The following is an 11,933-nucleotide window of genomic DNA, read 5'->3' as shown; positions in this document are numbered from 1 at the left end:
GGTATATCTCCGGATTGTGGCGCGTTCATGGAGTCGCGTCGTTCCTTAATCCGCGAGCGACAATCTTATCACTATTGTCCTCATTGCGCTAGTTATGCAAACAACTGGCGGCGACGATGTGGACTACGACGTTCTCGTTATCGGTGGTGGACCAGCGGGTTTGAGTGCTGCACTCCAGTTAGGACGCTCGCTCCGCAACGTCTTAGTCTGCGATAACGACGAACCCCGCAACGGTCCGGCAACGAAGGCTTACGGATATCTGACACGGGACGGCACCGAACCCCAAGAATTCCGTCGCGTCGGATGTGAAGAAGTAGCTCAATATGGCGGTGAGTTCCAAGATTCGCAGGTAACAGCGGTTACGAAAAACGGGAACAGATTCGTCAGCACACTCGATAATGACAAAACTGTCACAAGCCGGAAAGTTATTTTAGCGACTGGTGTCAGCGATCGCCTCCCTGATACCGACGGATTCGAGGAATTGTGGGGTAACGGGGTGCATCATTGTCCCTACTGTCACGGCTACGAAGTCCGTGATGAACCACTCGGAGTCCTCGTCAACAACCAACACATGCTCGAATACGCGAAACTCATCTATAATCTGAGTAGGGACCTGGTTGTGTTCACCGATGGGGAGGACGTCTTCGACGAGGAAACTCGGTCAGCGTTCGTCAAGCGCGGGATCAAAATCGAAGACGAACCGATTACTGCGCTCAATGGTTCTGACAGCGGCCTCGAAAGCGTCTCGGTCGCGGATGGGCGCGACATCGCCCGCCACGCCCTCTTCTACGTCCCGCCGATGAAGCAACACAGTGAGCTTCCGGAACAGTTCGGCCTCGAAGTGAACCAGGCTGGGTTAGTCGAAGCTACACAGTCGCAGCATGGTGTTGGCTTCACGTCGGTCGAGGGGCTCTTCATCGCAGGGGATGCCTCGAGCGGCTCTTCTCATTCAATAGCGACTGCTGTCGGCGACGGGACGGAAGTCGGTAAAACCGTCAATATGGAACTCTCGCAAGAAGCGTTTGAAGGGGGGTGGAAATAATGGACAAGGACCTCAAGGAGCTCGCCGATCGCTTCTCGCAGATAGCCCATCGCTACGACGATAAGCACGACAGTGAAGACAAGAAAATATACAATGCGTGCGCTTCGCTCGTCATTGACCACGCCGACCCACGTTCCGACGATGTCGTACTCGACCTTGGAACCGGTACGGGCCTGATTGCACTCGCGCTCGCCGGGAACGCCGAGCGTGTAGTCGGGCGCGACATCAGCGAGGGGATGCTGGATCAGGCACGCGAGAAGGCCGCTGACAACGGTATCGAGAACGTGGAGTTCGGTTACGGCGAGTTCCGCGACCCGCAATACGACGTCGAAGTGGACATCGTCGTCTCGAACTTTGCCCTCCACCACCTGCCCAACGAGGGGAAACGCGAGGCCATTGAGGTCATCGCCGATCTCGGTCCGCGTCGGGTCGTCCTCGGCGACGCAATGTTCTTCGGTTCGCCCGATCCTGAGGAGCCGTTATTCGGCCACGGGGTTGATGCGGAACCCGTCGGAATGCTCGTTGACGAACTCACCGACGCCGGATTTGCGCTGACGGCGGTCGAGCGCGTACACGACCAAGTGGGAGTCCTTGTCGCCGAAAGAACCGATGGCGATACGGGCTCAGTGGAATCCACAGCCGAGAAGTAAGCGTTGGCTGTGGTATGCATGCTCAGAGACAACCACTCTGGTTGATGCTATCTCACCGTTGAGAGTGGCTAGTGTCCCAACTCCTCTGCCTCACAAGGCTTAATTCACGATTCCGGCGGCAAACAGCGAGACCCACCATTCTCCAGGATCGCCAAGAACAATGGCCGCGACAGGCAGCGCCGGGACTCCGATCGTCCGCCCGGCTACCCGATCGCGCACCGGAACCAGCGGGCGCCGACCCACAGCGCGAGGGCGCCAACGAGCACGAACGTAACTTCTCCGTCGGGAGTCATTCGCGTTGTCAGTTCGACGGCCGGGTGAAAAACGCCGTTATCGTCGCCGTCGGTCGGTTTCGATCGCTCCCGGCAACCGACGATGTCGATCGACGAGATCCACACCAGTATTTAGGGGATCGGCGAGACCACACGATACATGGCAGACGACGGGGATCGGCACCGACAGAGTCGCCTGTTCACGGACGAGGACGGCGCGTTCGACGCGAACCGGGCGCGAGACGAGTCCCTGCCGGTCGAGGACGGCGAGGTCGTCGATACCGACCAGCTCGCGGATCATCAACGGTACATTCAGGGACGCGGCATCTACGACGAGCGCAACCGGGTCAACGACCTCACCGGCAAGGAGTGGAAGTACGCGACGAAGTCGGTGATCGCCGAGGGGTACCCACCGGACGTCCAGCACGACCTGCGGAGCGAACACGGCGGCCAGAAGCCGCCGCGGCTCTGCGCCGAGCTGATCGGCCGGTTCAGCAAGGCCGGGGACACCGTCCTCGATCCGCTCGCCGGCGTCGGCGGTACCCTGCTCGGGGCGAGTTTTTGCGAACACGAGGGGACCGGTCTCCGCGAGGCGATCGGCTTCGAGCGCAACGCCCGCTGGATCGAGATCTACGAGGAGGTCCTGGAGCGAGAGAACGAGGAGCGGCGCGTCCGCGGCGAGCCGCCCCTGGCAGCACAGGAAATACGCCACGGCGACTGCGCCGACCTGATCGCGGACGTCCCCGACGACTCGATCGACCTCCTGTTGACCGACGTGCCCTACTGGCACATGGACGAACTCGAGCAGACTCGCAACGAGCGGCGGACGCGGGAGAGCAAACTCGGTTCCTTCGACGCCGACGAAGCTGGCGACGGTCAAACCGGCGACGGCGAAACCGAGGACGATCCCGGTCGCGACTCGGACGACGAGGCGGGAGAGACGGGAACGAAAGCCGAGTGGCTCGCGGACATGGCCGAGAAGTTCGACCGGTTCGCCGACGCGGTGGCCCCGGACGGGCACGTCGTGGTCTTCATCGGCGACATGTACCGCGAGCAGTCCTACGAGTTTCTCTCGGCGGACCTCGCGCGGGCGATCGAGTCGACCGCACCGCTCGCACTCGCGGCGAATCTGATCTGGTACGATCCCACGAAGGACCTCCACGTCTACGGCTACCCGTTTTCGTTCGTCCCCTCGATGGTCCACCAGAACGTGCTCGTGTTCCGACCCGAGGCCGACGACGCCGACTGACCTCGCGGCGCTCCGCGAGCCGCGTCTGACCCCCGTCGTTCGGCCGTCTGACGCGGTTTTATCTCCGTTCAGTTCGTCGGCCGACGTAGGCGCGCTGCACGGACTCCCCCCTCCCATCCATCACCGTCGCGCGCCTGCCCCCACTGCTCCCGTCCCGTTTCTCGGCGAGAGCGATCTCGGTTCGGCCGGCGGCGCGCCGCGCCAATGCGCACTGATCGTGACCGGCCGTGCGGAACCGCTTCGCCCCGAAAACCGACGTTCGATCGCGATCAGGCGGCCGTCGAGAGCAGCGCCGATCGGAGAGCTGCCGCCTGGTCGGCCTCGACGATGACCGCGACCTCGTCGCCGACGTCCAGTTCGGTGCCCGGAAGCGGGATCGTCAGCGGTTCGTTTGCGCGCCCGTGTGCGTAGATTCGCGAATCTTCTGGCAGGTCGAGTTCGCTGATCCGCTTGCCGACGGCGGGGGATCCCTCGCTGATTCCGATGACCGTTAGCTGGAGGTTCGTCGCGAGGTCGGCGACGACGTTGAAGTCGCCGCCCAGCATGGCGGTCTTCGCGCCGGCCGCCCCGAGGCGTTCGGGGTAGATGATCTCGTCGACGTCGGCGGCGTACTTCTCGTAGATGTCCTGGCGGTAGTCCTCGTCTATCCGCAGGACGGTCCGACAGCCGTGGTGTTTTCCGACCATGCAGGCGGCGAAGTTGGCGTTGAGATCGGGCGTGAACGCGCCGATCGCGTCGGCGTCCTCGATCCCCGCGTCGACGAGGACCGCCTCGTCGGCGCCGTCCCCGTGGACCGTCTCGAACCCGTCGTCGTCGGCCCGATCGACCCGATCGAGGTCGCCGTCGACGACGACGACGTCGTGCCCTTCTTCGGTGAGGATGCGCGCCGTTCGGGAGCCGACCCGACCGTATCCCACGATGACAAACCTCATGGGAGAGAGATACACGCTCCGGGGTCAAATACGTTCGTTCGCGATCGGCGGCGAACGTCGCCTCCCGACGAGGGTCCCGAGCGGTCGCCCGACCGGATATTTCCGTCGTCGATGACCGTCATGCGTCCACGGCTGCGCACGAGCGTGTATAGATATCCGCCGACGGAGACGAAAACACTTAACTGAGCCCTGTTGGTATGCTCGCGCATCCAATATGGGGGCAGAGATTTGATCGCGGATTACTTCGATTTCGACGAACACGACACCGATCTGTCGACCGAACTGGTCGCCGGAATCACCACGTTCCTCGCGATGTCGTACATCATCGTAGTCAACCCGAACGTCCTCCTCCCGGCGATCATGGGGTTCAACGAGAACGGCGATATAAACCGGCAGACCACGATCGACGGTGCGACGTACACCGCGCCGGAGGTGTTCCAGATGCTCGCGATCGCGACGATCATCGCGTCGGTGGTCGCGATCGCGGTCATGGCACTGTACGCCAAACGTCCGTTCGGGCTGGCGCCGGGGATGGGGTTGAACGCCTTCTTCACGTTCACCGTCGTCATTGGTTTGGGAATCCCGTGGCAGACGGCGCTCGCCGCCGTCTTCGTCGAAGGAATCATCTTCATCGTGATCACCGCCGTCGGCGCCAGGAAGTACGTCATCAGCCTCTTTCCCGAACCGGTCAAGTTCTCCGTCGGCGCCGGTATCGGTGTGTTCCTCCTGTTCATCGGCCTCCAGGAGATGCAAGTCGTCGTCGCCGACCCCGCGACGATGGTCGCCCTCGGCGACATCGCGCAGAATCCGACCGCGATCCTCGCGTTGCTCGGCCTCTTCCTGACGTTCATCCTCTGGGCTCGCGGGATCACCGGGGCGATCATCCTCGGCATCCTCGGGACGGCGGCCGCCGGCTGGGCGCTGTTGCTCGCCGGCGTCGCGAACGCCTCCACGCTGGCTCCCGAGGTGTTGCTCGACCAGGAGACCGGCGAGGTCTCCTTCCAGATGGTCACGTCGCCCCACTACGACATCACCCCGCTGGTCGGCGCGTTCGTCGAGGGCCTGCGCGACGTCGATCCGTTGACGTTCGCGCTGGTCGTCTTCACGTTCTTCTTCGTCGACTTCTTCGACACCGCGGGGACGCTCATCGGCGTCTCCCAGTTCGGCGGCTTCCTCGACGAGAACGGCGATCTCCCCGAGATTGAAAAGCCGCTGATGGCCGACGCGATCGGGACGACCTTTGGCGCGATGGTCGGCACCTCCACGGTGACGACGTACATCGAGTCCTCGGCCGGAATCGAGGAGGGCGGCCGAACCGGCTTCACCGCCTTCGTCGTCGGCGCGCTCTTCCTGGCCACCCTCATCTTGATCCCGTTCGTCGCGATGATCCCCGCCTACGCCTCGTTCATCGCGCTCGTCGTCGTCGGGGTTATCATGCTCCAGGGCGTCCTCGACATCGACTGGCAGGACCCCGCGTGGGCGGTCTCGGCCGGCCTGACGATCACCGTCATGCCGCTGACCTACTCGATCGCGAACGGCCTCGCGGCCGGGATCATCGCCTACCCGCTCATCAAGACCGCGATGGGCGAGTTCGAGGACGTCCGCGTCGGCCAGTGGGGAATCGCCCTCGTCCTGATCGGCTACTTCTACGTCTACACCAGCGGCATGCTCGGCTGACGGCGATCGTCGCTGTACCGCCCCGTTCCCCGCTCTATTGCCGCGTCCTCGTCCGAAATCCGCTGCAACCACTGCGTTCTTAGGGATCGAGTCCCCAGTCGAACTCACGATGGCTGATATCACGTTCTACGAACTGCCCGGCTGTCCGTACTGCGCGAAAGTCCGCACGAAACTCGAAGCGCTCGGCCTCGACTACGACACGATCGAGGTCCCGCGATCGCACGCCGAGCGCACGGACGTCGAGACGGTCAGCGGCCAAACAGGCGTCCCCGTCATCACGGACGAAGCCCACGGCGTCGAAGGGATGCCCGAGAGCGACGACATCGTCGAGTACTTAGAGGAGACGTACGGCGACGGCGCTGCGTAAGCGGCCGTCGCGCCGTCCGACCGACTGCCGACGAGGCCGCGGACTGAGTGGACGGGGCCGTCGGCGTCGCTATCGATCCGGTAGATTCGCGGTGGAACGAGCGCCCTCTCGAATGCGGGCGCGGCGAGACGAGAGACGACCGGGAGTCAGGCTGCTTCCTCGCGCTCGGATCGCTCACGGATGACGTCGCGGAGTTCGTCCGCGTCCCTGAGCTGTTCGAGTTCCTCGCGCTCGACCAGCGCGGTGCCGTCGACGGACTCGCGTTTCGCCCGGTCGACGACGTAGATCGATCGCGTGCGTGTGACGCGCCCGATCGAACTCATGATCCGAGCGCGTTTCTCGGCGGCTTTCGTGAACTTGGAGTGGCCGGTGAGGACGACGTCGCTGTCGTCTTCGTCCTCGCTGACGGCTTTGAACGGCGATCGGACCGTCGGGTGAACCTGGTAACCCGCCCGCGTGAGGACAGCGACGACCTTCTCGTCGTCGGGGTCGGCCTCGGGGTCCGCCGGGGTCGATTCCGATTCGTGGACGTCGTCGGCGCCCTCCAGTACGTCGACGGGGCTCGTCAGCGGCGCGTCGAACAGCTCCTGAAGCGCCATGGCGACCTCGACGGAGGCGTTCATGCCGTCTTCGTACTTGGAGACGGTGCGCCGCGAGACGCCGAGTTCGTTCGCGAGCCGACCGAGGCTCCAGTCGCGATCCTCGCGCTCGTCGGCGAGCAGGTCGCCGTCGATGTTGACGTAGAGGCCGCCGGGTGCCGCGTAGATCAGCGGCGGAACGCCCTCGATGAACAGGTTGTACGCGGTGTCGGGACTGAGAACGGGGACGCCGTGGCGGAAGTAGACGACGTCCGGTTTGAGATCCTCGTCGCGACTGCGAAGGCCGATCACGAGCGGCGTCGCGTGGAGATAGGTGCCCAGGCGGCGCATCTCGTGGCCGGTCTCCTCGTTGAAGGCGTCGATGTTGCCGAGGATCTTCACGAGCAGGAGGTCGTCGCTCCGCCGCGCGGCGACGTCGAAGCTCTTCGGTCGGATCGCACACCGGTCGCTGACCACGAATTCCGCGTCCTCTAACATCGCGGTCACGTTGCCGACCAGTGCGGAGCGGGACATACGGGGATGTAAGTGATTCCTCATATAATAAGGTTTCCCCGACTGAACCACGCTGCCCGCATGCGATTTCAATTCATCTCGGCAACACCATTATATAGTGGTTCACGATCGTTCACGCCGATCGCACCGTCCCGAAAGGCGTTACTCCGCCGGGTTACAAGGGCCAGCGATGACCGTCGTCGGGATCGACGATACGGACTCTCGCGAGCGAGGAATGTGTACGACCTACGTCGCCACACAGGTCGCCCAGCGACTGCGCCACGAGGTGGGCGCCTCGGTCACGCGACTGCTCCTCGTCAGGCTCAACCCCGCCGTCGAGTACAAGACGCGGGGGAACGCCGCGCTGGCGATCCACACCGACGCCGCGCCCGAACGGGCGTTCGCACTCGCGCGCGATCGGCTCGCGGACCTCGCGGAGACGACCGACGAGCGGACGAACCCGGGGCTCGTCGTGGCCGATCACGGCCCGGGCGACGCGCCGACCGAGGTGAGCGGCTTCACCCGACGAGCGATCCGCGACCACCTCGACCCCGCGGACGCCGCGGCGCTGATCGATCGCGTCGGCTACCTGTCGTGGGGCGAGGGAACCGGCCGCGGCCGGATCGGGGCGCTCGCGGCCGTCGGAAGCTGGGACGCCCTCGACGAGTGGACCTACGAGTTCATCTCCTACCGCGAGCCCGATCGGTGGGGCACCGAGCGCGAGGTCGACAGGGAGACCGTCTTCGCGGCGGCCGATCGAGGCTATCCCGAGGTATGGGACACCGTCGACCGTGGCGAGGGCGAGACGGTTTGCGTCCCGCACACGCCGGGGCCGATCCTCCACGGGATCCGCGGCGACGACCCGGACGGCGTCCGGGCGGTCGCGGATCAAATCGAGAGCGAACCCGTCGCTGCGAGTCAGTTGTTTCGCACGAACCAGGGGACCGACGTCCACCTACGGGAGGGCTCGATCGAGTCGGCGGCGGACGGCCGCGCCTACCGACTCGACGGCCGGGTGGCGACGGTACCCGAAACGCGTCGCGGCGGCCACGTGTTCTTCGAACTCGAAGCCGACGCTACCGACCGAGAGTCCGCGGCCGCGGACGATACCTGCGACCCCGAAACGCCGCAACTGCCGTGTGCCGCTTTCGAACCCACGAAACGGTTCCGCGATCGCGTCCGGGCGCTTCGCGTCGGCGATCGGCTCACCGTCTGCGGCGAAGTCGCCCGCGGGACGCTCAAACTCGAGAAGATCGCCGTTCGCGACCTCGTGACGACCGATCGCGCGACGCCGATCTGTCCGGCCTGCGAGCGGACGATGGAGAGCGCCGGCCGGAACCAGGGCTATCGGTGTCGGGACTGTGGGACCCACGCCGACGGGAAGGCGACGATCGAGATCGATCGCGACCTCGAACCGGGCTGGTACGAGGTGCCCCCGTGCGCCCGCCGACACATCGCGAAACCCCTGGTCCGGGGCGGGTTCGACGCGCCGACGCACCCCGAACGGTAGCGTCGATCGCGGTCGGCGGCGACACCGCGGCAGCCTCGGGATCGGATTCGATCGGCGATTCTCGAAAGGGTTTTTCGACGCGACCGGCTTGCTAGGGACAAATGGGGCTCGAGGAGGAGATCGAGAAGATCGAGGAAGAAATCGCCAACACGCCCTACAACAAATCGACGGAGGCCCACATCGGCCGTCTGAAATCGAAACTCGCGGAGAAAAAAGAGAAGCTGCAAAACCAGAGTTCGGCGGGCGGCGGGACCGGTTACTCCGTCGAGAAACACGGCGACGCGACCGTCGCCCTCGTCGGGTTTCCCAGCGTCGGCAAGTCGTCGCTGCTGAATTCGCTGACTAACGCCGAGAGCGAGACCGGCTCCTACGAGTTCACGACGCTGGACGTCAATCCCGGCATGCTCCAGCACCGGGGTGCGAACATCCAAATGCTCGACGTGCCCGGGCTAATCGAAGGCGCCGCGACGGGTCGGGGCGATGGCCAGCAGGTGCTGGCGGTCGTCCGCAACGCCGATCTGATCGTCTTCGTCCTCTCGGTGTTCGAGATCGACCAGTACGATCGGCTCCAAGAGGAACTGTACGACATCAACATCCGCGTCGATCGGGAGCCCCCGCGGGTCACGGTCCGGCCGAAGATCAAAGACGGCATCAAGATCACCTCGAGCGTCGAACAGGAGTTAGACGAGAAGACGATCAAGGACGTCCTCCGCGAGCACGGCTACGTCAACGCCGACGTCAACCTCCAAGAGCAGGTGAGCATCGATCGGCTGGTCGACGGGTTGATGAAGAACCGCGAGTACATCCCCTCGATCGCCTGCGTGAACAAGGTCGATCTGATCGAGCCCAGTTACAAGGAGACCGTCGACGAGCAGCTCCGCGAACGCGACTTAGACCCCGAGGAGGTGACGTTCATCAGCGCCGAGAAGGAGAAGGGCCTCGACGCGCTCAAGGATCGAATCTGGGAGAACCTCGGCCTCATCCGGGTTTACATGAACAAACCCGGACGGGGCATCGACTGGGAAGAGCCCCTGGTCGTCCGGAAGGGAACGACCGTCGGCGAAGCGATCGAGAAGCTCGGCGGCGAGATGGAAGAGCGGTTCCGCTTCGCCCGCGTCACCGGCCCCAGCGCGACCCACGACGAGCAGCAGGTGGGGAAGGATCACGTTCTCGAGGACGAAGACGTGCTGAAGCTGATTCTGCGGCGGTAGCGCGGTCCCGACCGCGATGCCATTTTCTTATCACTTCTAAATTGTTTGGAATGTAATGGCTGTCGAAGGATCAAGATTATCCGATCGCTCGATGAATCTCCGGTATGTCCGAATTCGGTGCACTCTCGCTCGTCCCGCCGCTGTTAGCGATCGTGCTGGCTATCGTCACGAGAAAAGCAGTGCTCTCGCTGTTCCTCGGGATCTGGTCGGGCGGGATCCTACACGCTGGGGGACCGATCCTGTTCGACGATCCGGGCGGTTGGCTTCGAGGCCTTGTTACGGAGGGGACGATCTCGCCCGAGGCGAACTTTTTCGGTGATCCGGTTTCGTGGGGCGAGGGTGTCGTTACCTCCGGCTTCGGCCTGGTTCCAACCTTCGACTGGATCGTCGCCGCAATCATCGCAGACGACGGGTTCCACGCGCAGATCCTGCTGTTCACCCTGTTACTCGGGTCGGGCGTCGCTATGATCTGGAACCTCGGTGGCTCCTACGCCGTCCGGGACTGGGCGCTCTCGAAGATCGAGACCCCGCGCGGGGCGGGCGTGGCCGCCTGGCTGCTCGGCGTCCTGCTGTTCTTCGACGACTACGCCAACACGGCAATCGTCGGGAGCGCGATGAAAGACGTCTCCGACCAGCTCCGGATCTCCCGCGAGAAGCTGGCGTACATCGTCGACTCGACCGCGGCCCCGGTCGCGACGCTTGCGATCTCGTCGTGGGTCGCGTTTCAGCTCGGCCTCATCCGCGACGCGTACAGCGATCTCGGGGTGGAAGACCCCCCTTCGGCGTTCGAGGTCTTCCTCAACTCCATTCCGTTCAATATGTATGCCATCCTCGCTATTGCGATGGTGGCGATCGTCGTCGTCAGCCGACGGGACTACGGCGAGATGCTCGACGCCGAGCACCGCTCCTGGCGAACCGGGAAGGTCTATCGCGAAGACGCTCAGCCGATGCAAGACGTCGAGGCCGACCTCGGCGAACCCGCGGCCGCGACCCCCCGGCTGGTGAACTTCTTCGCGCCGGTCGCCGTGCTCGTCGTCGTCACGGTGGGCTCGGCCCTCCTGACGGGGCACGAGTCCGGGGCCAGCCTGTACGACATGGTGACGAACGCCGACTACGCGGCGGCGCTGACCTACGGCTCGTTCGCAATGGTCGTTTCCGGGTTCGTCCTGGGGAGGGTCTACGACATCTTCGACTTCCGCGAGGCGACGGACACGACGATCGACGGCTTCGGAATCATGCTCACCGCCGTCTCGATTCTCGTGCTCGCTTGGGGGATCGGCGAGGTCGTCGCGGCCCTGGCGACGGGCGACTACGTCGCCACGTACGTCGGAGAGTTCCTCCCCGCGGCCGTGCTCCCGGCCGTAGTCCTGCTGACGGCGGCGTTCATCGCGTTCTCGACCGGAACCTCCTGGGGGACGATGGCGATCCTGACGCCGATCGCGATCCCCGTCGCCTGGGGGCTCGCGAACGATCACACGATGGTCGCGGCGGTCGTCGGGGCGGTCTTCTCCGGCGCGATCTTCGGCGACCACTCCTCTCCGATCTCCGACACCACCGTGCTTTCGTCGACGTTCACCGGCGCCGACCTCGTCGACCACGTCAGGACCCAGCTCTACTACGCGGTAACGGTCGGTATCGTGGCGATCGCGCTGTTGCTCGTGTGGGGCGTCACCCGGATCACGCCGCTGGTCCTCCTGCCGATCGGCGTGGCGGTGCTCATCGCCCTCGTCTACGGCCTCTCCGAACTCGACGCCCGGCGCAAGGGGGTCGACCCGGTGTCGGTCAACGCGTCGCGAGAGACCACGGGCGGACCGAGGAAACCCGCCGCCGACACGACGGCCACGTCGGGGCCCGACGAACCGGCGGCGGAATCGGGGTCGCCGACGGACTCGAGCACTCGCGTCGACGATCGGACGGAAGACGCCGGCTAGG

Annotated in this window: 10 protein-coding genes; 8 read left to right on the top strand and 2 right to left on the bottom strand. The window is 64.5% G+C overall.

What is annotated here, in order from left to right; genetic code table 11:
- The first annotated feature begins 94 nt into the window (after positions 1-94).
- From MUH00_RS01220 to MUH00_RS01210, 3 genes are all read left to right on the top strand, one after another.
- Positions 95-1,042 (top strand): NAD(P)/FAD-dependent oxidoreductase, encoded by a 948-nt coding sequence (locus MUH00_RS01220; RefSeq protein WP_247001865.1) that lies wholly within the window; start codon positions 95-97, stop codon positions 1,040-1,042.
- Positions 1,042-1,692, top strand: a complete 651-nt coding sequence (locus MUH00_RS01215) for a class I SAM-dependent methyltransferase (protein ID WP_247001863.1) — start codon at positions 1,042-1,044, stop codon at positions 1,690-1,692. Before MUH00_RS01220 ends, MUH00_RS01215 begins: the two co-directional genes overlap by 1 nt.
- A 432-nt stretch (positions 1,693-2,124) precedes the next feature.
- Positions 2,125-3,213, top strand: a complete 1,089-nt coding sequence (locus MUH00_RS01210; RefSeq protein WP_247001861.1) for a DNA methyltransferase — start codon at positions 2,125-2,127, stop codon at positions 3,211-3,213.
- A 269-nt stretch (positions 3,214-3,482) separates the two neighbouring features.
- Here MUH00_RS01210 and MUH00_RS01205 read toward each other — a convergent pair whose 3' ends face one another.
- Positions 3,483-4,145, bottom strand: a complete 663-nt coding sequence (locus MUH00_RS01205; RefSeq protein ID WP_247001859.1) for a potassium channel family protein — start codon at positions 4,143-4,145, stop codon at positions 3,483-3,485.
- A gap of 228 nt (positions 4,146-4,373) precedes the next feature.
- On the opposite strand from MUH00_RS01205, the gene MUH00_RS01200 reads away from it, so the two are divergent.
- On the top strand, positions 4,374-5,822 hold the full coding sequence (locus MUH00_RS01200; RefSeq protein ID WP_247001857.1) for an NCS2 family permease: 1,449 nt from the start codon (positions 4,374-4,376) through the stop codon (positions 5,820-5,822).
- 109 nt (positions 5,823-5,931) lie between these two features.
- Entirely contained in the window at positions 5,932-6,189 is a 258-nt protein-coding gene (locus MUH00_RS01195; RefSeq protein WP_247001855.1) for a glutaredoxin family protein, read from the top strand.
- 146 nt (positions 6,190-6,335) lie between these two features.
- Here MUH00_RS01195 and MUH00_RS01190 read toward each other — a convergent pair whose 3' ends face one another.
- Positions 6,336-7,301, bottom strand: coding sequence for a transcriptional regulator (locus MUH00_RS01190; RefSeq protein ID WP_247001853.1), 966 nt, complete (start codon positions 7,299-7,301; stop codon positions 6,336-6,338).
- 169 nt (positions 7,302-7,470) lie between these two features.
- On the opposite strand from MUH00_RS01190, the gene MUH00_RS01185 reads away from it, so the two are divergent.
- The 3 genes from MUH00_RS01185 (at position 7,471) to MUH00_RS01175 (ending at position 11,932) form a co-directional block, all read left to right on the top strand.
- Positions 7,471-8,790 carry a tRNA(Ile)(2)-agmatinylcytidine synthase gene (locus MUH00_RS01185; protein ID WP_247001851.1) on the top strand — a complete coding sequence of 440 codons (1,320 nt, stop codon included), beginning with the start codon at positions 7,471-7,473 and terminating at the stop codon, positions 8,788-8,790.
- Between the two features lie 101 nt (positions 8,791-8,891).
- A complete protein-coding gene (locus tag MUH00_RS01180) occupies positions 8,892-10,001 on the top strand; it encodes an OBG GTPase family GTP-binding protein (RefSeq protein WP_247001849.1) in 1,110 nt (369 codons plus the stop codon).
- A 104-nt stretch (positions 10,002-10,105) separates the two neighbouring features.
- The gene (locus MUH00_RS01175; protein WP_247001847.1) at positions 10,106-11,932 is read left to right on the top strand and encodes a Na+/H+ antiporter NhaC family protein; all 1,827 of its coding nucleotides are present in this window, start codon (positions 10,106-10,108) and stop codon (positions 11,930-11,932) included.
- The last annotated feature ends 1 nt before the right edge of the window (position 11,933 follow it).

It is taken from the genome of Halosolutus gelatinilyticus (assembly GCF_023028105.1).
GTDB lineage: Archaea > Halobacteriota > Halobacteria > Halobacteriales > Natrialbaceae > Halosolutus > Halosolutus gelatinilyticus.
The sequence above is the reverse complement of the archived record's forward strand: the minus strand, read 5'-3'. Positions and strand labels throughout refer to the sequence as shown.